Raw genomic sequence first — 24,361 nt, 5'->3', positions numbered from 1 at the left:
CGACGTCGACGGGCCGGCCGCCGGTAGGGTCCGTCCATGCCCTGGTCCCCGCCGCCGTCCGACCGTCCGGTTGGTCCTCGTACCGGCGCGGCGGAGCAGGTGATCGCGTGAACCCGGTGCCCTTGCACGCGACGGCCGAGGCGGCCTGGCGCCGGCTGGACCACGCCGACCCGACCCTGCGCGACGTGATGAGCGCCGTGGCCGCTGAGCCCGGATGGGTGGTCGGCGACCTCCTGACCACGCTCGCGGCGGACGGCGACGATGACGCCGTCGACCGGACCCGGCTCGGGCGGGTGGAGCTGCTCGCGGCCGCCGGGCGCGAGGCGGAGATCTTCGGCGACGGCTACGTGCGCTGCGAGTACCTGCTGCTGGGCGCGCTCGGTGTGCTGGGCGACGACGACCGGCTGGCGCGTGCCCGCGCGGACTTCCACGTGCTGATGGGGGACCGGGCGTTCGCCGCGTACCTGGACCTGGCGCCCCGGCCCCGGCCCGCCGGGGCCGCGCGTCCGCCCCTGGTGCTCCTGGCCGGGCTGCCCGGAACCGGCAAGTCCACGCTGGCCGAGGCGCTGGCGGCCGCACTGCCGGCGCCGGTCTTCTCGATGGACTGGCAGCTCGGTGCGCTGGTGCCGTTCGGCGTGCTCCGCCCGGACAACACCGGGCCGCTGTCAGAGCTGACGCTCGTCGGGGCGGCGGCTCGTCAGCTCCAGCTCGGGCTCGGCGCGGTCATCGACGCCACGGGTCACACCCAGGAGTTCCGCGCGCGGCTGCAGTCGCTCGCGCGCAGCCTCGACGCCACGTTCGTCGGCGTGGAGTGCGTGTGCTCGGACGAGTCGGTCCACCGGACCCGCGTGGCAGGACGCGACCGGGGCATCCCCGGGTGGCCGGCGACCGTCACCTGGGCGCACGTGCAGCGGATGAGGGACCGCTGGGAGGACTGGCACCAGCCGCACCTGATCTTCGACACGGCCACGACGACGCCCGACGACGCACTGCGACGGGTCCTCGACCTGGCGGCCCGGCCCGACCCGGCGGGGGCCTGACCGGCCGGGCTACGCCATGTCGTGACGGCGGCGCCGGCTCAGGCGACGCCCTCGGCGTCCAGCGCCTCGGTGAGCAGCGCCACGAGCGCTTCGAGCTGGACGTCCGTCGAGGACGCGGCATCCTCGTCGCCCGCCCCGTCCAGGGCCCGGGCAGCCAGGTCGGACTTGCTGTCGATCAGCGCGGCGATCGTGGAGTCGATGGTCTGGGCGGCGATGATCCGCCAGGCCGTCACGGGCTCGGACTGGCCGATCCGGTGGATCCGGTCGATGGCCTGCGTCTGCTCGGCGTAGGTCCAGGACAGCTCGGCCAGCACCAGGTTGGAGGCCACCTGGAGGTTCAGCCCCACCCCGGCGGCGGTCAGGGAGCACACCACGATCGACACGTCGGGGTCGTCCGTGAACGCGGTGATGTTCTTCTCGCGCGCCCGGGGCGTCTGGTCGCCGCGGATCGAGGCGTAGCCGATGCCGCGGTCGGCGAAGATCTTCTCGGCCTGGTCCATCACGTCGACGTGCTTGGCGAAGAACACCACCTTGCCGACGTTGCGGGCGAGCTGCGCGGCGTAGTCGGCGGCCAGCGCGGCCTTCGCCTGGCCGATCCGGCGGACCATGGTGAACACGTTCTCGCCCTTGGCCTTGGAGCTCGAGTCCTTCAGCTCGGCCGCCGCCACCCGGCGGGCGAGATCGACGTCGACGCCGTCCACGTCGACGTCGTCCACGACGGAGCTCTCGGCGCGCGCCGCCAGGGCGGACCGGTACCGGCTGACCAGGCGGAGGGCGAGCGCTTCCTCCGCGGCCCGGATCGAGCGGCCGGCCGCGCCGTCGAGCTCGACCGGCATGTCCGCCACCCGGCGGGCCGGGATGTCGGCGACCACGTCGGCCTTGCGTCGGCGCACGATGCCCATGTCGATCACGCTGGTCCTGGCGGCGGCGTAGAACCCCGGGTCGGCCGGGGTGAGCCCGGTCTCCTCGAGGGCGCTCAGCAGCGGGCCCAGCGGCTTGGCGTCGTCGATCCAGCCGAGGTACTGCCAGATCGCCCGGAAGTCCTCGATGTCGTTGATCAGCGGGGTGCCGGTCAGCGCCATCAGGAGCGGCCGGCCGGCCCGGGCGCGGATGCGCTCGGAGAGGGCGAGCACGTGCTGGGAGCGCTGGCTGCCCTTGTTCTTGATGAAGTGCGCCTCGTCCACGACCATGCCGCGGAAGCCGAGGTCGCCGAGCCACCCGACGTGCCGGTCCAGGAGCTCGTAGTTCACGATCACGACGTCGGCGAACCCGTCGACCCGCTCGCCGTCGCCGTGGACCACGGTGGACCGGCGCCGCGGCGTCCACAGCTCGACCTCGTGCGCCCAGTTCGTCTTGACCACGTTGGGCGCCACGACCAGCAGCGGGTAGGCGTCGGCCGCCTGGGCGGCGAGCAGTGCCTGGGCCGACTTGCCCAGGCCGGGCTCGTCGGCGAGCAGGAAGGTGCGGTGCCCGCGGGCCGTGGCCTCGACGACCTGGGCCTGGTGCGGCATCAGCTTCCGGCCCTGGGGAGCGGCCACCGAGCGGGGCTCGGGCAGGGGCATGCAGGCGGCCGCGCCGGGGCCGGCGTACTCGAAGGACCGGAAGAGCGGTTCGAGCAGCTCCCAGCCGGCCAGCCGGAGCACCCTCGGGGCCTGCCGTTCGGCCGCGGCCGCGAAGTCCGGGGCGAGGAACGGGTTCGCGAGCTGGCGCGAGATCACCGAACGGGGCACCACCCGCTTCTCGGCGCCGGGCGCCGACGCGGCGGGCGGGAGCGGCGGGGGCTCCTCGGGCGGCTCCAGACCGCCGGCACGCATCATGGTCGCCTTGAGGTCGCGCGCCGCGTCGGAGACCCGGGCGTCCTCGGCGAGCAGCTCCAGCAGCGAGGTGTCGCGGGCGGCGATCCTCGCCAGCAGGGTGCCCACCGCGTCGAGCTGCTTGAGCTGCTTGGCCCGCTGCGGCTCGGTCAGGGCGCCGTCCTCGCGGACCCTGGTCCGCTCCTCCCGCATGAGCAGCGCGACGACCTGAAACTTCGTCCGCGTCGCCGGGCGCGTCGGCGGTCTCCGGACGGCGCCGTCGACCTCGCGGGCGGCCTCGGCCAGCACCGGGATCATCCCTTGCTCCGCGGGACGCGGGGCGCGGCGACGCTGTGCGCCGGACCCGCTCCGCGCGCGGCCGGACCGGCGTTGGCCTGCTCGAGCCACATCTTCTCCTTCGCTGCATGGGTACTACGACCACGGCGCTACCAGCGCGTGCCGCGCCCGTACGCCCAGGGCCGGCCCAGGGCCGGCCGGTCGGGCCGTGGGGCAGGTGGCCCCTGGCCGGAGCGTTCCGACCGGCCGCGGGGTCACCGCGGCGTCCCCGCCCGCGGCCCCGTGCTCACGACGGCCCCGTGCTCATGATGATGGTGACACGCCGCCGGACGTCTCCGCGAACCACCGCGGGCGGTGGTCATGGCCCTGCATGATCACCGGAGAACTCGCAGTCTACCGCCGCGCACGCCCCCGCCCGGACCGGCGGCGGCGCTCCGGTACGCCTACGCGATGGTGGTGGCGCAGCTCATCGCCGTGTCCGGTGCGGAGACGGCGCCGGTGCGCCGCAGGTGCGTCTCACCCCACACCCGGACCCCCTCGACCACGGGCAGGACCGTCGCCCCGTAGGGGGTGAGCCGGTAGATCACGGGCGCCGGGACCGGTCCGGTCACGACGCGCTCCACGAGCCCGTCGGCCTCGAGCTCGCGCAGCTGCTCGGCCAGCACCTTGGGCGTGATGGGCGCGGCCCTGCGGCGCAGGCCGGCGAAGTGGGACTCCCCGTGGGCGAGCCAGTAGAGGAGGGTCAGCTTCCACTTCCCGCCGATCGCGGTGAACGCCGCGGCCATGGGGCAGCCCGGCAGGGGGTTGGGACGAGAGGGGTTACCCGCAGGTGCCTTCTTGTTCACGGCCGCGCTCCGCTCGATAGTCGAATTATGACCATTTCACACCGAAGAATCCTGACCGCAAGCCTTTCCGCCGTGCTCATGCTGCTCGCGACGGCGGCGTCCGGCGCCGCGGCGCCGTCACCCGCCTCGTCTCCCGTCGCACCCTCCACCGCGTCGGCGACGGCCGCCGACGGCCAACGGGACTTCAACTGGGAGATCGGTACGTGGCGCTCCACGGTGCGGGTCCTCGCCGACCCGCTCTCGGAGTCCCCGGACGAGTGGCTCGAGTTCTCCGGCACCAGCACCGTGCGTCCGCTCGCGGACCGACGGGCCAACGTCGTCGAGCTCGAGGTGTCGGGGCCCGCCGGCAGCATCGACGCGATCAACCTGAGGCTGTACGAGCCGCAGGCGCAGCGGTGGAGCCTGACGTTCGTCAACCTGCGCGACGGTCTGCTCACCCCGGCGGTGTACGGCGGGTTCCGGGACGGCGTCGGCGAGTTCTACGGCGACGACCGGCTCGGCGACCGGCCGATCAAGGTGCGGTTCCTCGTCACCCGCGTGGGGCAGGACGAGGCACGGTTCGAGCAGGCGTTCTCGGCCGACGGCGGAGAGACGTGGGAGACGAACTGGGTCGCCGTCGACCACCGGGTACGGCGCTGACGCGGCAGGCTCCGCCCAGCTCTCCTGCACCCTGCGCTCGCGCGCGGTCGCGGCCCGCGCCACGATGTTCGGGGGACAGGAGCAGCATGACCAGAAGCGTCTCGGCATGGCCTTCGGCGGCGTGGTGGCGTCCGGCGGTGCGGGTGGCGGCCGTGCTGGCGCCGCTGGTCACGTGCGCGATCCTGTTCGCGTTCCGTGACGATGTCGCCGCGGCGACCGACGTGCTGGTCCTCGTCCTCCTGGTCGTGGCCGCCGCGGCCACGGGCGACCGGCCGGCGGCGCTCCTCGCCGCCTTCTCGGCCGGGGTGTGGTTCGACTTCTTCCTCACCGAGCCCTACCTGCGCTTCGTCATCGCCGACGCCGAGGACATCGAGGCGACCGCACTGCTGGTCGTGATCAGCCTCGCGGTGACCGAGATCGCCCTGTGGGGCTACCGGCAGCAAGGGCGGGAGGCCCGGCGCTCGGGCTACCTCGAGGGAGTGCTCGGCGCCGCCCGTGCGGTCGCCGAGGGCACCACGCCCGCCAAGACGGTTGTCGACGTCGTGGCGCGGCAGATCACCGACGTGCTGGAGGCCGACGACTCCCGCTACGTCGAGGGGCAGGTGGGGGACGTGCGGTTCGCCGTGCTGGACCACGACGGCGTGCTGATCCGCAACGGCCGGCCGGTCGACGTCGACCGGATCGGCCTGCCGGTCGACGAGTACGTAGCCATCCCGGTCCGCCGGGGCGCGGAGGTCGTCGGCTACTTCCTGGTCACCGCGGTGTCGCACGCGGTCTTCCCGACGCGCGAGCAACGCCGGTTCGCCGTGCTCATGGCGGACCAGGTCGCCGCGCTGTAGGTCCCCGGCCAGGCAGGGCTCCCGTCGCGACGGTCACGGCGGTGATAGTCCATCAGTTTGATTTACACTGGCGACGCGCGTTGCGCGCCGTCTCGTGATCCGGCGAGGCATGGACGACTGGAGGACGTGTGGCCGAGCCGATCTACCTGCGGGCGACCGCGACCGGGCCGGGGCGCCCGCTGCGCCACTTCTGGAGCACCGTGGTCGGTGCGGGGCGCGCGAACGAGGGGCTCCGGGCCGACTGGCAGCGCCACCTCGCCACGGTGCGCGAGGACTGCGGGTTCGACTACGTCCGCTTCCACGGCCTGCTGCACGACGACATGTTCGTGTACACCGAACGCGCCGACGGCACGCCGGTCCTGAACTTCCAGTACGTCGACACACTGTTCGACGCGCTGCTCGACGCCGGCGTGCGCCCGTTCGTCGAGCTCGGCTTCAGCCCGCGGGCGCTCGCCCGCGAGACCGAGACCGTGTTCTGGTGGGGAGCGCACGGCGCCCCGCCGACCGACCTCGACCGGTGGTCCTGGCTCGTGCGGTCGCTCGTCCAGCACTGGGTCGACCGGTACGGCCCGGCCGAGGTGCGCGAGTGGTACTTCGAGGTCTGGAACGAGGCGAACCTGCGCGGCTTCTTCCGCGGTACGCGCAGCGAGTACTTCGCGCTCTACGCCGCCTCGGCGCGCGCCGTGAGGTCGGTCGACGCCGCCCTGCGGGTCGGCGGTCCCGCGACGTCCAACTTCGTGCCGGACGCCCGGTTCGACGGCGAGACCGAGGACTTCCAGGTGCACGAGGCGACGCTGGGCGCCGACCTGGACGCGCTCGAGTGGAAGCCGGTGTGGCTGGCGGCCTTTCTCGCGTTCTGCGCGGAGGAGGGCCTGCCCGTCGACTTCGTCTCGACGCACCCGTACCCGACCGACTGGGCGCTCGACGAGCACGGCCAGGGCCGGCGGCTCACGCGCGAGGCCGACGCGACCCCGAAGGACCTCGCGCTGCTGCGCCGCCTGGTCGATGCGAGCCCGTTCCCCGACGCGGAGATCCACCTGACCGAGTGGAACTCGTCGTCGTCGCCCCGCGACTTCACGCACGACACCGTCCCGGCGGCGGTCTACGTCGTCCGGTCGGTCCTGCGCTCGATCGGCACGGTCGACTCCCTGGCCTACTGGACGTTCACGGACGTCTTCGAGGAGGGCGGGGCCGGCGACGAGATGTTCCACGGCGGGTTCGGGATGCTCACCCTCCAGGGCGTGCCCAAGCCGACGTTCCACGCCTACCGCATGCTGAACGCGCTGGGCGGGACGCTCCTCGCGGCAGGCGCCGACGGCGTGGTGACGCGTGACGAGGCGACCGGCCGGGTCGTCGCGCTCGTGCACCACTACCCGCACGAGGTCACGCGCTCCGTGCCGGCCTCGTTCGACGACCGGACCGTCGCCGACGCGACCGAGGCGGTCGGCTCGGTCCGCGACACCGAGATCACGGTCGACGGGCTGACGCCGGGCGCGGTCGTCGAGCTGGAGACGCTCGACCCGTCGAACGCCAACCCCGTGGCCGCGTGGCGCGCGATGGGGGCGCCGTCGTCGCCCACGCGCGAGCAGACCGCGGCGCTGGACGCCGCCGCGCGCGCGACGCGCCGCGAGTCGCTCGTCGTCCCCGCGGACGGCGTGCTGCGGGTCGAGCGGTCGCTCGCGCCCTGGTCGCTCCTGCTCGTGCGTCAGGTCGCCTGAGTGCGCCCGACCAGGATCCGGGGTGCGAAGATGTGCGGGAGCGGGCATCCGGGTCGCCCGCCGGCCGGTCATCGAGCAGGAGGTACGGCGTGACGATCGACCAGTCGGCTGCGCCGGCGACCGCCCGGCGGGGCACCAACCTCCCGCGCATGGGTGACTTCAACGAGTCGGTCATCCTCGACGCGGTGCGGCGCGCACCCGACGGGCTGAGCCGCGTCGAGCTCGCCGGCGCGACGGGCCTGTCGGCGCAGACCGTCTCCAACATCTGCCGGCGTCTGCTCGACGCGGGGCTCCTGGCCGAGACCGGCAAGAAGGGCGGGCGGGCGGGCAAGCCGCGCACCGTCCTGCAGGTCGTGCCCGGCGGCCGGTACGCCCTCGGCGTGCACCTCGACCCGGCGGTCATCACGTACGTCGTCCTCGACCTCGCGGGCCGGGTGGTGCACAGCATGCACCGGCCCACGCCCGCGGTCGTCGACCAGGAGTCGACGATCGCCGAGATGAGCGACACCATCGAGACCGTGATCGAGGAGTCCGGGGCGGCCCGCGACAGGATCCTCGGTCTCGGCCTCGCCGTGCCGGGCCCCGTCGACTTCGCGACCGGTTCCGTCGTCGACCCGCCGCAGCTCAAGGGCTGGGGCCGGGTGCCGTTGCGGGACCGGCTCGTCGAGGCCACGGGGCTGCCCGTGCTGATGGACAAGGACGTCATCGCGGCCGCGGTGGCCGAGCGCTGGGCGGGCGCGGCGACGCACTCGGGCAACTTCCTCTTCTTCTACCTCGGCACCGGCTCCGGCATGGGCGTGGTCGCGGACGACGTCGTGCTGCGCGGCGCGTCCGGGAACGCCGGCGAGGTGGGCGGGCTCGACGCCAACTGCACCACGCGCGCGCTGGTCGACGAGGCCGTGGCGGCGGGCGTCCTGGAGGTCGCCCCGGCGCCCGGCCCGCAGGCCGTGGCCGAGCAGCTCGGCCGGCTCGCCGACCTCGCGGCGAAGGGGGAGCGGGGCGCCCAGGTGATCATCGACCGCTGGGCGCGCCGCGTGGGCACCGGGGTCGCGGCGGCGGCGACGCTGCTCGACTCCGAGCTCGTGGTGTTCGGCGGGCCCATCTGGCCGATGCTGTCGGAGCGGTTCCTGGCGGTGGTCGAGCCGGTGATCACGAGCTGGCCGTTCGTCGAGAAGATGCACGAGATCCAGGTGGTCAACACGCGGCTCGGTGAGGACGTCGGCGCGGTCGGCGCGGCCTGCCTCGTGCTCGACCAGACGCTCTCCCCGCAGCCCCACGCCCTCCTGATCGGCTGAGCCGGTCCGGGCGCCCCGCGGGGCGCCCGGACCGGCTCACGCGCGGTGCGCGCTCCCGTCCGTGGCCCGCAGCAGCGCCCAGCGGTCGTGCTCCAGCGGGGCGCCCACGGGGTAGCGGCGCGCGGCCCGCTCGTCGAAGTCGACGCCGAGCCCCGGTGCCTCGGAGGCGAGCAGGTGCCCGCCGGCCGGGACGGGGGCGCCCGGGAACACCTCCAGCGTGGCGTCGCGGAACGTCGCCGCCTCCTGGACGCCGAACGCGGGGGAGGAGATGTTGAGCGCCATGTTGGCCGCCATACCCACCGGCGTCACGTCGCCCGGCCCGTGGGGCGCCGTGCGGACGCCGAACATCTCGCACACGGCCACGAGCTTGCGCGCCGGGGTCAGCCCGCCGAGCGTGGGGATGCGCAGGCGCGCGAAGTCGATCGAACGGCCGGCCAGCAGGGGCAGGTACGCGCGCGGGTCGTGGTAGAGCTCGCCGACGGCCAGCGGCGTCGTGCCGGCGGCCCGGAGCTCGGGGAAGTGGGCGGCGTCCTCGGGGGCGAGCGCGTCCTCCAGGAAGTACAGCCGGGCGTCCTCGACGGCGCGGACGAACTGCCGGGCCTCGGCCGGGGTCATGCGCTCGTGCGCGTCGTGGAGCAGCTCGACGTCGGGGCCCACCCGGTCGCGGACGTCCGCGAGGATCCCGGGCACGTGCCGCAGGTAGGCCAGGGTGTCCCAGCGGTCGGTGCGGGCCCGGCGGCGGGCGGCCTCCGCGGCGTCGCGCGGGGCGGTGCCGTAGGTGTCCCGGCCGGGCACCGCGACCTGGACGCGCACGTGCCGGTAGCCGCGGCCGGCCGCTTCGAGCACCTTCTCGGCCACCTCGGCCGCGTCGGCGCCGTCGACGTGCGTGTACGCGTCGGCGTGCTCCCGCGCCCGGCCCCCGAGGAGCTGGTGGACCGGCAGCCCCGCGACCTTGCCCTTGAGGTCCCACAGGGCCAGGTCGAGGGACGCGAGCGCATTGTGCTCGATCGACCCGCCGCGCCAGTACCCGCTGTTGAGCAGCAGGCGGTGCAGGTCCTCGATGTCGGCGGGGTCCCGGCCGATGAGCAGCGGCCCGAGGTACTCGTCGATCAGCGTGCGGGTCGCCAGCGGGCGCTGCGGGTCGCTGGCGTCGCCGAGCCCGTAGAGCCCGGGCTGGTTGGTCTCGACGCGGGTGACCACGTAGGGGCAGCCCTGCGGGCCGGTGAGGAAGGTGCGCACCGCGGTGACTCGCACGCCGTCGGCGTCGGCCCCGGCGCCGACGGGGGACCAGGGCGCCGGGGCGAGCACGTCGGGACGGGGGGTGTCGCGGGCGTCGGTGTCGGCTGCCTGCAGGGGTGTCATCGGTGACCTCGATCCGGGACGAGCGGTCAGCGCGGGCCGTTCCCGCGCGCGGGGCGGGCACCGGCGGCGGCGCCCGTTGACACTGTACATCGAATTGATTTATCTTCCGATGGTCCGCGACACCGCCCGGTGCCGCCTGATGACCGAGAGGCACAGCCCGTGATACGACACCGACGTCGTCCGTCCTCTGCACGCCTGACCATCGCCGCCACCTCCGCCCTGCTCGTCGGCGCGCTCGCCGCGTGCAGCGGGCCGGTCGGCGGTGCTGCCGGGGGCTCGCAGGAGAGCGACCCCGACACCCTGACCATGTGGACCTTCAAGCAGTCGCACGTCGAGCCGCTGCAGAACGCCGCGAAGTCCTTCGAGGAGAAGACGGGCATCGCCGTCGACGTCCAGGCCTACACGCCGGACGACGCCTTCATCACCAAGGTGCAGGCCGCGGCGCAGACCGGCGACCTGCCCGACGTGCTGGAGGTGCACACCCACGGCGACGACTTCACGTTCGGCGGCGCGGGCCTGCTCGAGGACCTCTCCGACGACGTGGACGACGAGTGGACCTCGCGGTTCCTGCCCGCCGTGGCGAACGACGGCACCGTCACCGACGCCTACTACGAGCAGTCGCTCGCGGAGGGGTCCAAGACTGCCGGGATCGAGAAGGGTCAGCGGTACTCCGTGCCGCTGACCATCGGCACGTTCGGCATCGTCTACGCGAACAAGGAGCGGCTCGAGGAGGCGGGGATCACCGCGGCCCCGACCACCTGGGAGGAGTTCGTCGCCGCGCTCGACGCCGTCCAGGCCGCCCGGCCCGACGACGGCGGCGTGAGCATCGGCTTCCAGTCCTCCACGACGGGGCTGGAGTGGCTCATGCAGCCCATGGCCTACGGCCAGCTCGGCAAGGAGGACTTCGGCGCTCTGTTCGGGCAGGACCCGGCGAAGAACTTCGCGTCGGACAACGGCACGCAGGTGCTCGAGGCCTACAGCCAGGTCCAGCCCTACTGGATGCCCGGCACGCAGTCCCTCACGATCGACGACGCCGACATCGCCTTCGCCCAGGGCAAGTCGTCGTTCGACATCGGCGGCACGTTCACGCTCGCGTTCCTCGACCAGAACGGGATGGACCCCGAGAACATCGTCACCTTCCCCGTGCCGGCCCCCGAGGACGGCGCGATCGACGACCTGGAGCTCGCGCCCTTCGGCCTGACCGGGCTCTCGGTCTCGGCCTCGACGGGCAACAAGGACGGCGCCCTGCAGTGGATCGAGTACCTCTCGGAGACCGACGTGGCCGCCACCTTCGCGCAGGACGCGCTCGACGTACCGCCGGTCGACCTGGGCGACGACCCGACCGCGACGGTCGGCCCGGTGCTCGGCGCCATGATCGGCGCCTTCGGTGAGGGCGAGAACGCCTACAACCCCGGCGACACCTCGTACCGCCCCGCGGCGTACGACGCGGCGCAGATCGGCGACGCCGTGATGGAGCTGACCCCGCTGGAGACGAAGGACGTCGCCACCGTGGGCGAGGACGTCGCGACGCTCGTCGACACCTTCTGGTCCCAGTCGAAGTGACGACGTCGACCGCGCTCGCCGCCGCCGTCCCCACCGGGGACGGCGGCGGCGGCCGGCGGGGCCGCCGCCGGCACCCGGTGCACCACCGCGGCCAGGAGGTGGCGTGGGGTTACGTCTTCATCGCCCCCGCGCTCCTGCTCTTCCTCGTCATGGGCGTCTACACGCTCTTCTTCAGCGCCCAGCTCTCGTTCGTCCGCTGGAACGGCCTGACCCCCACCTGGGAGTGGGTCGGCCTGAAGAACTACGCCGACCTGCTGTGGGCGAGCCCGGTGTACGCGCCGGTCGTCCACCGGGCCGCCCTGAACACGCTCGGCGTGATGGTCGCCGTGCCCCTGCTGACCGTCGTGGTGTCCTTCCCGCTCGCGGTGGTGCTCAACCAGGCGCGGCGGTTCGCGGGCGTGCTGCGCTCGGTGTACTTCGTGCCGTACGTGACGGCGGGCATCGCGGTGTACATGGCGTGGCAGTACGTGCTGGAGCCGAACGGCGCCGTCAACCTGCTGCTGCGCGCGGTCGGGCTGGGCAGCCTCGAACAGCCGCAGGGCTGGCTCGGCAACCCCGCCACCGCGATGCCGACGCTCGTCGTCATCATGGTCTGGTCGGGCGTGCCCGTCGCGATGCTGCTGTACCTGACGGGGCTGCAGTCCATCGACTCCTCGCTCCTGGAGGCCGCGCAGCTCGACGGCGCCGGCTGGTGGCGCACCAACCTGTCCGTGGTGCGGCCGCTCCTGGCCGGGACCACCGCGGTGATCACGCTGCTGAACGTGCGCGAGGCCCTCCAGGGCTTCCAGATCTTCTTGATCATGACCAACGGCGGTCCGGCGGGCCGCACCAACGTGCTCGGCCTGGAGACGTACGACCTGGCCTTCCAGCAGGAGCTCGCGCCCACGCTCGGCCTCGCCAGCGCGCTGGGCTGGCTCCTGTTCTTCGCCGCGCTCGCCGTCGCGATCGTCAACCAGCGCGTCACCCGGGAGAAGCCATGACGACCGTCACCGACCGCACGGTCCCCGACGCGCCGGCGGTCCCGCGGGCGCCGCGCCGCCGTCGTACCCCCGCGAAGGTGGTCGTCGCCCGCTCCGTCGCGGCGGTGCTGCTCGCGGGCTACGCCGTCGTGAGCCTCTACCCGTTCCTCTGGATGGTCTCGGCGGCGTTCAAGACGCAGCAGGAGGTCATCCAGGGCGGGCACCTGATCCCGCACGACCCCACGCTGAGCACGCTCGTGGACACCTGGGCGCAGCTGCACTTCTTCGACTACTTCCTCAACAGCCTCAAGGTCACCGGGCTGACGACGCTCGCCGTGGTCGTCGTCTACTCCGCCGCCTCGTACGCGTTCGCGGTGCTCCGGTTCCCGGGCCGGCAGGCGTTCTTCCGGCTCTTCCTGGTGCTGCTGTTCGTGCCCGGCGTGGTGACCCTCCTGCCGATCGTGCTGCTCGAGAACCAGATGGGGATCCTCGGCACGCACCTGGGCCTGATCCTCCCGTTCGTCAACGGCACCGCGCCGCTGTCGATCCTGCTGCTCACCAACTCGTTCCGGTCCCTGCCGGACGAGCTGCGCGACGCCGCGCGGGTCGACGGCGCGGGCGAGCTGCGGATCTTCACCCGGATCTACCTCCCGCTCGCCCGGCCCGCCCTCATCACGGTCGCGCTGCTCACCGCCATCCCGACGTGGAACGAGTACCTGCTGTCCCGGGTCTCGCTCAACGACCCGGCCACGTTCACGCTGCCCATCGCGCTGCAGCAGCTCCAGTCGTCCAACGTCGTCCAGTACAACCAGCTCATGGCCGGCGCCCTGATCGTGGTGATCCCGGTGATCATCCTGTTCCTGGCCACCCAGCGGTACTTCGTCAACGGGCTCGCCGGCGCGGTCAAGGGATGAGCCACCACCCACCGGCCACGGCCGCACGACAGATCGGAACCCACCACGTCATGAACCACACCCTGCCCCCGGCCGGCCGCGCCGGTGCGCTCCGCCCCGGCGACGCCGTGCTGGTGACCGGCGCGGCCGGCGGCATCGGCCGGGTCGTCGTCCCGGCGCTCGCCGCGGCCGGCTACCGCGTCGTGGCGACCGACCGCGTCCCGTTCGACGCCCCGTCCGCGCAGGCCGTGCTCGTCGGGGACACCCGGGACCCGGAGTTCGTGGGGTCGGCGCTGCGGGCGGGGGCCGGGCCCGGGGCGGTGGACGGCGTCGTGCACCTGGCGGCGATCGCGTCACCGGGGCAGGTGCCCGACGACCAGACGTTCACGCAGAACGCGCAGGGCACCTTCTGCGTGCTCGACGGCGCGGGCCGGGCGGGTGTGCGCGTCGCCGTGGCGGCGTCCTCCTTCTCGGCGTACGGCTACCCGTGGGCGGGGCGGCACCTGTCGCCCGCGTACGTGCCCGTCGACGAGGCGCAGGAGCCGGTCGCGATGGACGCCTATGCGCTGTCCAAGCTGGCCTCCGAGCAGGTCGGCGCGTACGCCGCGCGCCGGTACGGCATGCCGACCACCCTGCTGCGCATCCCGTTCGTGGGCACGGGCGACCGGCTGCGGGAGATGGTCGAGCTCGCCCGCCGCGACCCGGGGGCGATCCGGCAGGAGCTGTGGACCTGGCTCGACACGCGGGACGCCGCGGGGGTGGTGCGTGCCGTGCTGGAGTCCGGCGTCGACGGCTACCACGTGGTCAACGTGGCGGCGCCGGACACGACCAGCGACGTGCCGACGGCTCAGCTGCTCGCCCGCTTCCACCCCGGGACCCGCGTGGCGCGGCCGCTGGAGGGCACCGCGACCGTCATCGACACGACGGCCGTGCGCGAGCTCTTCGGCTTCGTGCCCGTGCACTCGTGGCGCACGGGCGACGCGCTCGACCCCGACGTCACGGCGGTCGCCGAGGGCCTGACCGTCTGACCGGCCGCACCACGACCCGCACGTCCCATTCACGTCAGTCCGAACAAAGGTGTTGAGGATGAACATGAACGCAGGAAGAGCCCGGGTGCTGGCCACGGCCACGGCCACGGCCGCGGCCGTGGCACTGACGACGGCGGGGCTCGTGGCCCCGGCCGCCGCCGGGCCGCTGGTCGACGTCGACCGCTACCCGGCGGGGGTCGGCGCCGACCTGTCGGCGACCCCGCTGACCCACGGGATCGCCGTCGCCACGGCGCCCACGGCGGGCGGGCAGACGACGGGCGAGCACGCCGGGCGCGCCTACTGGCGCACCGACGGGGCGGCGGGCGCGGAGCGCCTCGCGCTGGACCTCGCCGACGAGTACGTGGGCCGGCTCGACGGCACCCCGGGCTATCTCGTCGTGGACCACCGGGCCGGCGAGACCGTGGTCGCCACGGCCGGCGGCGCCGGGACGCCGTCCGGTGCACCGGAGGCGGACGCCGACGGCGACGGCTGGACCACCACCGTCGTGGTGCTGCCCGCCGGGACCCTGTCGGCGGGCGCGGCGGCCGGGGCGGGCCCGGAGGTCGAGCTCGCGGGCGCTGACGGTGAGCTGACCGTCGCTGCCGTGCGCGTCGTGGCGCAGGGCACGAGCGTGGACCTCGGTCCGGCCGTGGCCGAGCGTGGCATCGCCGTCCGGGCGGGGGACGACACCGCCGGCCTCGTGACCGGCACCGCCGACGGGCGCGGGTACTGGCAGACCGGCCGCGCCCAGGGCACGAACTTCGTCTACGCCAACGTCTCGGACGCCTACGCGCGCGACGTGCGCGACCGCGTGCTGGTCGACGCCACCGTGCAGCAGGGCGGCGGCTCGATGTTCCTCCAGTACGACTCGCCGGGCGACACGATCCCCGACATGTTCCGCCCGTCCGCCCGGCACGAGCTGGCGGACGACGGCACGTGGACCTCGCGGGCGTGGCTCCTGGACGACGCCCTGCTGACCAACCGCGCCAACGGGTCGGACTTCCGGCTCTCGGTCGAGGGCTCCGCGCAGGACGTGCGGATCGACTCGCTCGCGGTGACGGTCGTGCCGCGCGAGGTGGACCCCGCCGTCGGGCTGCGCCAGCTCGTCCAGCAGGCGGACGTCGCGCACTACGCGGCGCGCGAGGGCGGGCGCGACGGACAGTTCCCCGCCGGGTCGAAGGGCGTGCTGCGTGCCGCGATCGCCGCCGCGCAGGCCGTGCTGGACGACCCCGACGCGTCCGGGCCCGAGATCGACGCCGCGACGGACACGCTGCAGGAGGCCCTGGAGACCTTCCTCGCCGTCGAGCGGACCACCGACCTCGCCCGCGGCGCCACGGCCACCGCGAGCTCCACCAGCGCGGGCACGCCCGGCGCGGTGACCGACGGCACCGGGTCCGCGTGGTTCTCCGGCCGCGACGAGGACTCGGCCTGGGTCCAGGTCGACCTGGGCGAGGCGACCACGTTCGACGACGTCCTGGTGGACTGGACCGCGGACTACGCGCACGTCTACCGCGTCCAGGTGTCGGACGACGGCACGCAGTTCCGGACCGTCGCGACCGCCGGCTCGCTGGGCGCCACCCCGGTGCGTACCCGGTTCGAGGAGACGACGGCCCGCTACGTGCGCCTCGCCCTGGACGAGCTCGCCGCGCAGCGCGGCGCCTACGGGCTGACCGCGCTCGAGGTGCGCGACGCGCGGCTCGTGGACCTGGCACCGCGGGTGGTCGGGACGGTGTTCCCGACCGACGACGTGGTGGTCGCCGACCTCGACGCCACGGACTTCGGGGCGGACGCCACGGGGGCGGAAGACTCCACCGCCGCGATCCAGGAGGCGCTGGCGACGTGCCGCGACGCCGGGGGCGGCACGGTGTGGCTGCCGGCCGGCACCTACCGGGTGAGCGACACCCTGGAGGTGTTCGCCTACTGCACGCTGCGCGGCGACCATCGCGACCTGGACGAGCAGCCGGTCGGCGCCCCGGGGGCGCCCGCCGGGCTCGGCACCGTGCTGGAGGCGCACCTGCCGTCGGGCGATGACGGCCCGCCGCTGCTGCGCGTGGGCGGTTCGGCGGGCGTCGTCGGCCTGACGACGTACTACCCGGACCAGGACGCCGCCGACCCCGTGCCCTACGGGTGGACCGTCGAGGTGCCGGGGCTCGCCTGGATCGGCAACGAGAACTACATGCTCTCGACCGTGCAGGACCTCACGTTCCTCAACTCCTACCGCGGCATCGGCATCTCGACGATGCGCAACGACCGCGGTGAGGGGCCGGGAGCCCAGGGGCACGAGCTGGCGAACGTGCGCAACGTCTCCGGGACGGTGCTGCGCGAGGGCGCCGCCGGGTACAACGGGGCCGACGTCGGCGTCTGGGAGGACGTGCGCTTCGACAACGGCTACTGGGCCGGGGCGGGTGCGGCCTACGGCGCGCCGGACCGGGCCGTGCTCGACGCCTGGACCCGTGCCCACGGGACGGGCTTCGTGCTCGCCGACCTCGAGTGGGACCAGTTCGTCGGCCTGCACGCCGCCGACTACGCGGTGGGCGTCAAGCTGGTCAAGGGGCCGCGCGCCTCGTTCACCGGCGTGTTCGTGGACGCCGAGATCGTCGACACCGACGTCGCCGTCCTGGTCGAGAACTCCGACCAGCGGTGGGGGTCCGCCTTCGCCTCCAGCGTCCTGGAGGGATCCGAGGCGGCGGTGCGCAACACTTCCGCGGGCTACGTCAAGCTCACCGACACCGCCGTCAGCGGCGCTCTCGAAGGGACGGTCCACACGCTGGAGGGACCCGGCCAGGTTCCGCGGCCGGGCGTGACCCGGACCGCCCCGAAGCCGGACGGGCGGATCTTCGACGTCACGGCCGCGCCCTACGACGTGCCGCGCACCCCGAAGCAGTTCTCGGACGTCGACGCGACGCCCGGCATCCAGGCCGCGCTCGACGACGCCGGGCGGGCCGGGGGCGGCGTGGTGTACCTGCCGGCTGGCTGGTACACCGTGCGCGGGCACCTCTCGGTGCCGGCCGGGGTCGAGCTGCGCGGCGCGTCCGCCGTGCCGAACCGCACCTCGCTCGTGGAGTCGTCCGGTACGGTGCTGATGGCCTACGAGGGCCGCCAGGACGGCACCGACGACGCGTCCGTCGCGGCGGCCGCCGCCGCACCCGCCGTCGTGACGCTCGCCGGGCAGGACGCCGGCGTGCGCGGTCTGCGGGTGCTGCACCCGGAGAACAACCCGGCGTCGCCCGACGGCGCGGTGCCCTACCCGTTCGCCGTGCGCGGCGACGCCCCGGGCGTCTACGTCGAGAACGTGGGCCTCGACAACGCGTGGAACGCGGTCGACCTCACCGACCGCGCGGACGGCTTCCTGGTGCGGCGGGTGCTCGGCATCTTCCTGGACGAGGGCGTGCGCGTGGGCGCGGCGTCCGACGGCGTCGTGGACGGCGTGCTGTCCAACGGCAACGTCATGACCCGCAACGCGTACGGGCTGCCCGGCCGGGTCGAGGAGACCAACCTCTTCGCCCAGGTGATCGACGGGGTCAGCCGCGAGCGCGAGGTGCTCGTCCACGCCGTCGGGGCGCAGGACCTCGAGGTCCGCAACACCTTCGCCTACGGCTCGCACGACGGGATCGTGGCGAGCGACGGCGCGACCGTGACGGCCTTCAACCTCGGGACCGACAACCTCGGTCCCGGCGGGCACACGGTCGACGCCGACGCGTCCAGCGCCGTCACGGTCGTCAACCTCATGCGCTACAACGGCACGACCAGCCGGGGCCCCGTCACGATCGTCAACCCGATGGCGATCAACATGACCACCTCGGCCCTCGCCGTGACCGCGGACGACGGCGGCACCGCCCGCATCGAGGGGAACGAGGCCGAGCCCGGCCGGTACGAGACCGGCGGCACGGTCACCGCCGTCGCCGAGGCGGCGCCGGGCTCGCGGTTCGCGGGCTGGCGGGACGCCGACGGCGGCACGGTCTCGTCCGCGAGCCGGTACACGTTCGCGCTCGCGGCCGACACTCGGCTGGTGGCGACGTTCGAGCCGGCCCCCGAGACCTGGGTCGAGGCCCGGGCCGTGACCCGGTGCACGGGCCACCGGGCCCAGGTCGTGGTGCGGCTGCGCAACGTGGGGCCGGAGGTGCTCGCCGTCCGGCTGGCGTCGCCGTTCGGGCAGCGCCAGGTCGCGGAGCTCGAACCCGGCGCGGACGCCCGCCGGGCGCTGCCGGCGCGCTCCCGGTCGGTCGCGGCCGGCGAGGTCGCGATGACGGTGACGGGCGGTGACGGTTCGGCCGGCGTCGTCGCGCTGCCGTACGACGCGGCGGCCTGCGGCTGACGCCGCGGCCGGTGCGGGCGCGGCCGGGGGAGGACTCGCGGGGGAGACCCGCGTGCGGTGGGCCCGAAGGGCGGGCCCACCCTGTCGAGAGAAGAGGAGTCGGGCACCGATGGCAGCACCGCGGGAGGAACCCGGATCTGTGCGCATCGCAGGACTGACGCGGGACGAGGTCGCCCGGCGCGTGGGGTCGCTGGCGCAGGTGGCCCGGGTCGAGCAGGTCGTCGAGGCGGACGGCCCGGCCCGGGGCGCCCGCCGCCTGCGGCTCGTGACCGGCGGCGGGCTGGAGCTCGACGTCCTGCCCGACCGGGCGCTCGACCTCGGCGCGCTGACGGTGCACGGGGTGCCGCTCGCGTGGCTCGCGCCCGCCGGTTTCTCGGCCCCCGGCCTCTACCGCGCCGACGACTTCGGGACGTCGTTCGGCGGCGGGCTGCTCGTCACCTGCGGCCTCGACCACGTGGGCTCGCCGGTGGTCGACGGCGGGCGGCGGTTCCCGCAGCACGGCCGCCTCACCTCGCTGCCGGCGAGCCTGGAGCGGGCCGCGGTCGTGGGCGACGAGCTGGTCGTGGAGGGCGTCGTGCGGCAGGCCGCCCTGCACGAGGAGCACCTGGTGCTCCGCCGCCGGATCCGGGCCGGCCTGGGGTCGACGTGGGTGACGGTCGAGGACACCGTGACCAACGAGGGGTGGCGTCCGGAGCCGCACCTGGTGCTCTACCACGCCAACCTCGGGTGGCCGCTGGTGTCCGAGGCGGCCGGGCTCGACGTCTCCTCGGAGCGGGTCGAGCCCGACGGCCCGGACGCGGTGGGCGACCCGTGGCGCGAGGTCTCGGCGCCCGAGCCGGGCTACCGCCAGCGCGTGCACCGGCACGACCTGGCGCCCGGCACGGGGCGGGCCGTGGTGTCCAACCCGGCGCTCGGCCTGCGGCTGACCCTCACGTTCCCGACCGCCACGCTGCCCGTGCTCTACCAGTGGAAGATGTTCGCCCCCGGGCAGAACGTCCTCGGGCTCGAACCGGCCAACGCCCCCGCGATCCAGGGCCGCGTGGCCGCGCGCGAGGCGGGCACCCTGCCCGTGCTCGCGCCGGGGGAGTCCGTCTCGTACTCCCTGCGTTTCGACGTCGACCGGATCCCGGCCGAAGGGAGGTCACCCACCGCTCCGCCGCACCGCACGTGATCGACGTACCCGGGGCGCGACGACGACGTCGTGCCCCGCCACCTCGACGAACGGACACCACATGACCATCTCCCGACGTTCCTTCCTCAGCCTCTCCGCGACGGTCGCGGCGACGGCTGCCGCCGCACCCGGCGCCGTGTCGTCCGCCGCGGCGACGCCCACCGCGGCCGCCGCGTCGCGGGCCGCCGCCGTGAGCCCGCCCGGCGACGTCGTCGGCAAGATCACCGCCGGCTACCAGGGCTGGTTCGCCTGCCGAGGCGACGGCGCCCCGATCGACCTGTGGTGGCACTGGGCCCGCCAGGCAGACCAGCCGCCGTCGACCACGAACTCCGCGATCAAGTCGTGGCCCGACACTCGCGAGTACGCGGCCACCTACGGCACGGCGTTCCCCGCGCTGAACGACGGCCGCCCCGCGCGGCTCTTCTCCTCCTACGACCAGCAGACCGTCGACGTCCACCTGCGTTGGATGGCCGAGAACGGGATCCACACGGCGGCGCTGCAGCGGTTCAACCCGTTCGGGGCGGAGGGGCCGACGCGCGACGCCGTCGCCGGGCGGGTCCGGTCGGCCGCGGAGCGGACCGGGGTCAAGTTCTACGTCATGTACGACGTGAGCGACTGGCCGCAGATGCGCTCGCAGATCACGCAGGACTGGGCGGGCAAGATGTCGGCCCACACGGCCTCGTCCGCCTACGCGCGGCAGAACGGCAAGCCGGTCGTGGGCATCTGGGGCTTCGGGTTCGACGACCCCCAGCGGCCGTTCACGCCGCAGGAGTGCCAGGAGGTCGTCGACTGGTTCCAGGCGCAGGGCTGCTACGTCATGGGCGGTGTGCCCACCTGGTGGCGCACCGAGGGCGACGACTCGCGGGACGGTTTCGCGGACGTCTACCGGTCGTTCGACATGATCTCGCCGTGGCTCGTCGGGCGGATCAGCACCGTCGGCGGCGCGGACGACTTCTACGCGCGCGCAACAGTCCCCGACCTGGCGGAGTGCACCAGTCTGGGCATCGACTACCAGCCCTGCGTGCTCCCGGGCGACCTGCAGGAGCGGCAGCGCGCGCACGGCGACTTCATGTGGCGGCAGTTCTGGAACCACGCGCGGGCGGGCGTGGCCAGCGCGTACATCTCGATGTTCGACGAGTACAACGAGGGCAACCAGATCGCCAAGACCGCCGCGTCGGCGGGAGACGTGCCGGCGGGCTCGGGCATCTGGGCGCTCGACGAGGACGGGACGGCCTGCACGTCGGACTACTACCTGCGCCTGACGAACGACGGGGGTCGCATGCTGCGGGGCGAGCTGCCGGTGACGGCGACGCGGCCCACGCGTCCGCAGCCGTAGCCGGGGCGGGGTTGCCGCCGCATCACCCGCGGCGGCGGCAACCCCTCGGCGCGGGAAGTGCCCGGGTCCCGCCGCTGTTGAGGGCTCGTGTGAGGCTCTCCCTCCTGGACCGTTCCCGCACCCGAGCCGGATATTCCGATGCCGCCGCGCTGGGCCACACCGTCGAGCGGGCGATGGCGGCCGAGCGGCTGGGCTACCACCGCTTCTGGGTCGCCGAGCACCACGCCGTGCCGGGGATCGCCTCGGCGTCGCCGCCGGTGCTGCTCGGCGCCCTCGGTGCCCGCACCAGCAGGATCAGGATCGGGTCGGGCGGCGTGATGCTGCCGCACCACCAGCCGCTGGTCGTGGCCGAGCAGTTCCTCATGCTCGACGCCCTCTACCCGGACCGGGTGGATCTCGGCGTCGGACGCACCCTCGGCTTCACGGCACCCGTTCGCCGGGCGCTCCGGCACGGGTCCGACGCCCCGGACACCTTCCCGGAGGACATCGAGGAGCTGCGCGACCATCTCGACGGCACCGCGGCGATCACCGCCCGGCCCGCCGCCGCACGCATCGTCCCGGTCTACGTGCTCGCCACCGGGCGGGGGCTGGCCGTCGCCGCCGGGCTCGGGCTGCCGGTGGTCATCGGCGGACCGGTGCTCGACAGCCCCGCGCTGCCGGAAGCACTCGCGGCGTACCGCAGGGAGTTCCGCCCCTCGCCCCGCGCGCCGGAGCCGTCGGTGACGGTCTCGCTCGACGTCCTCGTCGCGGACACGGACGCCGAGGCGCGCGAGCTGGCCCTGCCGGAGGCGTGGGCGATGGCCCGGTCCCGGCAGACGGGCGAGTTCGGCCCGCTGGAGCCGGTCGAGGCGATCCGCGACCGGCCCTGGACCCACCAGCTGCGCGACCGCGTCGAGGCGCACCTTGCGCAGGGCGCCGTCGGGTCGCCGGACACGGTGCGCAGCCACCTCGGCCGGCTGGCGGAGGTCACGGGGACGGAGGAGATCATGGCGTTCAGCTCGACGTACGACCGGGACGCCCAAGGAGCCTCGGATGCCGCGCTGCGTGACCTGGTGCTCGGCTAGCTCCGGACAGCGGAGTCCACAACAACCTGCCGCCGCCTCGAAACGACGTTGACCACAGCAGTTGCTGCCAGGATCGGCCGATCCTGGCAGCAACTGCTGTGCTCGGTCGCGCCAGGATCTCGGCGAGGTGGCAGAGTCGTTGATCTCCCGGACTCGGCATGGTCCCACTTCCCAACATGGCTCAGCCGGTAGTAGAGTGACTAGTCAGTCTACTGGAGTCGCGGGGTGATCCGATGGCTACAGGGCTCACTACGAGAAAGGAAGCATCATGGCTACCAAGGTTGAGATCATCATCGACAACCTCGACTCTCCCGACGCCTTCGAGGCCGTCCTGCCGGACGTGCTCGACAAGGCGCGCGCCCTCCCTGGGTTGCGGCGCCTGGAGTCGAGCCGGGTCTGGCCCAAGGAGGACGGCACGCCGACGCCGGCCTACCGCACCCTCGACTTGTTCTTCGACGGCTATGACGAGGCCTCGGCGGCCACGGCGTCACCCGAGGGCGGCGCGTTCTTCGGCGCCGTGATCGAAGCGACCGGCGGCAAGATCACCGGCCTCTTCCTCGACGTGGAGATCCGGTAGAAAGTCCAACCATCGGCCGTGCGCATGCGACCTGGCAGATATCACCGGTGAGGCGGGGGGACGGGGGCTGTCACGCTCGTCTGGCTCAGCGATGGGCGCATGGTCGGGCTCGACGGCGACGACCGAGGTCGTGCCGTCGAGCCCGACCGGACGTGCCTGTACTGCTCACGATCCGGAGACGGTGAAGCCCTGCTCGTTGCCGTACTTGACGATCGAGTCCTGCCAGGCGCCGAGGCCGTCGGCCAACGGCGTCGAGCCGGTGTACGCCTGGCCGACGGTGTCGGGGAACACGCTGTTCGCGTAGACCTGGTACGGCAGGTACTGCCAGCCGGGGACGACGCCGGTGGCCGACGCGGAGAGCACCTCGTTGATCTTCTGGCCGCCGAAGTACTCCGGCTCCTTGCCCAGGAACTCGGGACTGGTGAGGTCCGCCGTCGTGGCCGGGAAGTTCCCGTGGTCGAGCCGCACCTGCACGCCGTCGCCGGCGTTCGCGTACTGCAGGAAGCCGTAGGCCAGGGCCTTCTGGGTGCTGGCCTCGGTGACAGACAGCGCGGAGCCGCCGTTCTCGGCCGTCTCGGTGGCGCCCGCCGTCCACTGCGGCATGGGCGCGACGCGCCAGTCGCCCGAGGCCCCGGGTGCGCCGGACTCCAGGTTCGCGGGCATCCAGGCGCCCGTCACCAGCGCTGCGATCGACCCGTCGCCGAGTCGTTGGAACCACTCGTCCGACCACTCCGGGACCTTCGCCACGAGGTCCTCGTCCAGGAGCTGCTGCCACATCCCGGCGAACCGGGCCGAGCCCTCGTCGGCAAGGTCGACGGTCACCGTGGTCCCGTCGACGGTGAACGGCGTCCCGCCCGCCTGCCAGACCATCGACGTCGCGAACCCGGCGTTGCCGTCGTCCGCGATGAGGTAGGTGTCGCTGTCGTGCGCGTGGATCTTCCGTGCCGCCTCGACGAACTCGTCCCAGGTCGCCGGTACCTCGGCGCCGGCCTCCTCGAAGGTCCGCGCGTTGTAGAACAGCGCCATCGGGCCGGAGTCCATCGGCAGGCCGTACACGGCGTCGCCGTCGGTCACCGAACCCCAGGTCCCGGGGGAGTAGGTGCCGTCGAGCCCGCTCGCGCCGAGGGGCGCGAGGTCCGCGAGCGACCCCGCGATGGAGAACTGCGGCAGGGCGTAGTACTCGACCTGCGCGACGTCGGGCACGCCCGAGCCCGCACTGATCGCGTTCTGCAGCACCACGTAGTGGTCGTTGCCCGTTCCGACGTTCGCCAGCTCCACGTCGACGTTCGGGTACTCGGCCTCGAAGCTCTCGACGACCTGGTCCAGCGTGGGCTCCCAGGCCCACACCAGCAGGTCGCCGCCCTCCTGGAGCGCGGCGGAGACCGCGTCCGGGGACAGGTCGGCCGCCGCGCCGGTGACGGGCGAGGTCCCGCACCCGGCCAGGACGCTCGCCGCGACCCCCGTCGCGGCGAGCAGCGCGCCGGTGCGGCGGGGGATGCCGGTGCCTCGTGCCACAGGAGCTCCGTTTCGGGTCGGCGTCGACGTTGCCAGACAGGCACCCGTACGGTAGCGCCACCTCGGAGGATCCCGGGTGTGGCGCGCACGGAGGAACCGTGGTGTGCGCGGA

Annotated in this window: 18 protein-coding genes; 14 read left to right on the top strand and 4 right to left on the bottom strand. The window is 73.8% G+C overall.

The features are described from left to right. Positions 1–107: 107 nt before the first annotated feature. Positions 108–1,040, top strand: a complete 933-nt coding sequence (locus ACIPN7_RS11355; protein ID WP_400541399.1) for an AAA family ATPase — start codon at positions 108–110, stop codon at positions 1,038–1,040. Positions 1,041–1,078: 38 nt separating this feature from the next. On the opposite strand, the gene ACIPN7_RS11350 is transcribed toward ACIPN7_RS11355, so the two are convergent. Both ACIPN7_RS11350 and ACIPN7_RS11345 read right to left on the bottom strand, forming a co-directional pair. Further along, the gene (locus ACIPN7_RS11350; RefSeq protein WP_400541396.1) at positions 1,079–3,241 is read right to left on the bottom strand and encodes a DEAD/DEAH box helicase; all 2,163 of its coding nucleotides are present in this window, start codon (positions 3,239–3,241) and stop codon (positions 1,079–1,081) included. Positions 3,242–3,573: 332 nt separating this feature from the next. Next, positions 3,574–3,975, bottom strand: a complete 402-nt coding sequence (locus ACIPN7_RS11345) for a winged helix-turn-helix transcriptional regulator (protein WP_400541393.1) — start codon at positions 3,973–3,975, stop codon at positions 3,574–3,576. Between the two features lie 27 nt (positions 3,976–4,002). Between ACIPN7_RS11345 and ACIPN7_RS11340 the strand changes: the two genes are divergently transcribed. The 4 genes from ACIPN7_RS11340 (at position 4,003) to ACIPN7_RS11325 (ending at position 8,466) form a co-directional block, all read left to right on the top strand. Further along, positions 4,003–4,614, top strand: a complete 612-nt coding sequence (locus ACIPN7_RS11340) for a hypothetical protein (protein WP_400541390.1) — start codon at positions 4,003–4,005, stop codon at positions 4,612–4,614. 86 nt (positions 4,615–4,700) lie between these two features. Further along, positions 4,701–5,453 (top strand): DUF4118 domain-containing protein, encoded by a 753-nt coding sequence (locus ACIPN7_RS11335; RefSeq protein WP_400541387.1) that lies wholly within the window; start codon positions 4,701–4,703, stop codon positions 5,451–5,453. A gap of 128 nt (positions 5,454–5,581) precedes the next feature. Then, positions 5,582–7,171: a beta-xylosidase gene (locus tag ACIPN7_RS11330; RefSeq protein ID WP_400541384.1), complete on the top strand. Its 1,590-nt coding sequence runs from the start codon at positions 5,582–5,584 to the stop codon at positions 7,169–7,171. Positions 7,172–7,260: 89 nt separating this feature from the next. Continuing rightward, a complete protein-coding gene (locus ACIPN7_RS11325; RefSeq protein ID WP_400541381.1) occupies positions 7,261–8,466 on the top strand; it encodes an ROK family transcriptional regulator in 1,206 nt (401 codons plus the stop codon). A gap of 36 nt (positions 8,467–8,502) precedes the next feature. On the opposite strand, the gene ACIPN7_RS11320 is transcribed toward ACIPN7_RS11325, so the two are convergent. Further along, positions 8,503–9,828 carry an enolase C-terminal domain-like protein gene (locus ACIPN7_RS11320; protein WP_400541378.1) on the bottom strand — a complete coding sequence of 442 codons (1,326 nt, stop codon included), beginning with the start codon at positions 9,826–9,828 and terminating at the stop codon, positions 8,503–8,505. Between the two features lie 159 nt (positions 9,829–9,987). On the opposite strand from ACIPN7_RS11320, the gene ACIPN7_RS11315 reads away from it, so the two are divergent. From ACIPN7_RS11315 to ACIPN7_RS11275, 9 genes are all read left to right on the top strand, one after another. Then, positions 9,988–11,391, top strand: a complete 1,404-nt coding sequence (locus ACIPN7_RS11315) for an ABC transporter substrate-binding protein (protein ID WP_400541375.1) — start codon at positions 9,988–9,990, stop codon at positions 11,389–11,391. Next, positions 11,388–12,371 (top strand): carbohydrate ABC transporter permease, encoded by a 984-nt coding sequence (locus tag ACIPN7_RS11310; RefSeq protein ID WP_400541372.1) that lies wholly within the window; start codon positions 11,388–11,390, stop codon positions 12,369–12,371. Before ACIPN7_RS11315 ends, ACIPN7_RS11310 begins: the two co-directional genes overlap by 4 nt. Further along, positions 12,368–13,264 (top strand): carbohydrate ABC transporter permease, encoded by an 897-nt coding sequence (locus ACIPN7_RS11305; RefSeq protein ID WP_400541369.1) that lies wholly within the window; start codon positions 12,368–12,370, stop codon positions 13,262–13,264. Before ACIPN7_RS11310 ends, ACIPN7_RS11305 begins: the two co-directional genes overlap by 4 nt. A gap of 50 nt (positions 13,265–13,314) precedes the next feature. Further along, positions 13,315–14,271: an NAD-dependent epimerase/dehydratase family protein gene (locus ACIPN7_RS11300; RefSeq protein ID WP_400541366.1), complete on the top strand. Its 957-nt coding sequence runs from the start codon at positions 13,315–13,317 to the stop codon at positions 14,269–14,271. 64 nt (positions 14,272–14,335) lie between these two features. Continuing rightward, entirely contained in the window at positions 14,336–18,586 is a 4,251-nt protein-coding gene (locus ACIPN7_RS11295) for a glycosyl hydrolase family 28-related protein (RefSeq protein WP_400541363.1), read from the top strand. 139 nt (positions 18,587–18,725) lie between these two features. Next, complete coding sequence (locus ACIPN7_RS11290) at positions 18,726–19,757, top strand: aldose 1-epimerase family protein (RefSeq protein ID WP_400541360.1); 1,032 nt, start codon at positions 18,726–18,728, stop codon at positions 19,755–19,757. Between the two features lie 61 nt (positions 19,758–19,818). Further along, positions 19,819–21,093: a glycoside hydrolase family 71/99-like protein gene (locus ACIPN7_RS11285; protein WP_400541357.1), complete on the top strand. Its 1,275-nt coding sequence runs from the start codon at positions 19,819–19,821 to the stop codon at positions 21,091–21,093. Positions 21,094–21,182: 89 nt separating this feature from the next. Further along, the gene (locus ACIPN7_RS11280; protein WP_400541354.1) at positions 21,183–22,157 is read left to right on the top strand and encodes an MsnO8 family LLM class oxidoreductase; all 975 of its coding nucleotides are present in this window, start codon (positions 21,183–21,185) and stop codon (positions 22,155–22,157) included. Between the two features lie 268 nt (positions 22,158–22,425). Next, positions 22,426–22,734 (top strand): EthD family reductase, encoded by a 309-nt coding sequence (locus ACIPN7_RS11275; protein ID WP_400541351.1) that lies wholly within the window; start codon positions 22,426–22,428, stop codon positions 22,732–22,734. A 165-nt stretch (positions 22,735–22,899) separates the two neighbouring features. On the opposite strand, the gene ACIPN7_RS11270 is transcribed toward ACIPN7_RS11275, so the two are convergent. Continuing rightward, a complete protein-coding gene (locus ACIPN7_RS11270) occupies positions 22,900–24,249 on the bottom strand; it encodes an ABC transporter substrate-binding protein (RefSeq protein WP_400541348.1) in 1,350 nt (449 codons plus the stop codon). Positions 24,250–24,361 lie beyond the last annotated feature (112 nt).

Origin of the sequence: Promicromonospora sp. NPDC090134 (assembly GCF_044746965.1) — a bacterium.
Classification (GTDB): domain Bacteria; phylum Actinomycetota; class Actinomycetes; order Actinomycetales; family Cellulomonadaceae; genus Promicromonospora.
This window is presented reverse-complemented; position numbering and strand designations above follow the sequence as displayed.

What these genes read in the sequence shown, in the direction of transcription:
- ACIPN7_RS11275 (WP_400541351.1), top strand. Translation starts at nt 22,426, where the DNA reads ATGGCTACCAAGGTTGAGATCATCATCGACAACCTCGACTCTCCCGAC.
- ACIPN7_RS11285 (WP_400541357.1), top strand. Translation starts at nt 19,819, where the DNA reads ATGACCATCTCCCGACGTTCCTTCCTCAGCCTCTCCGCGACGGTCGCG.
- ACIPN7_RS11305 (WP_400541369.1), top strand. Translation starts at nt 12,368, where the DNA reads ATGACGACCGTCACCGACCGCACGGTCCCCGACGCGCCGGCGGTCCCG.
- ACIPN7_RS11335 (WP_400541387.1), top strand. Translation starts at nt 4,701, where the DNA reads ATGACCAGAAGCGTCTCGGCATGGCCTTCGGCGGCGTGGTGGCGTCCG.
- ACIPN7_RS11295 (WP_400541363.1), top strand. Translation starts at nt 14,336, where the DNA reads ATGAACGCAGGAAGAGCCCGGGTGCTGGCCACGGCCACGGCCACGGCC.
- ACIPN7_RS11320 (WP_400541378.1), bottom strand. Translation starts at nt 9,828, where the DNA reads ATGACACCCCTGCAGGCAGCCGACACCGACGCCCGCGACACCCCCCGT.
- ACIPN7_RS11300 (WP_400541366.1), top strand. Translation starts at nt 13,315, where the DNA reads ATGAACCACACCCTGCCCCCGGCCGGCCGCGCCGGTGCGCTCCGCCCC.
- ACIPN7_RS11340 (WP_400541390.1), top strand. Translation starts at nt 4,003, where the DNA reads ATGACCATTTCACACCGAAGAATCCTGACCGCAAGCCTTTCCGCCGTG.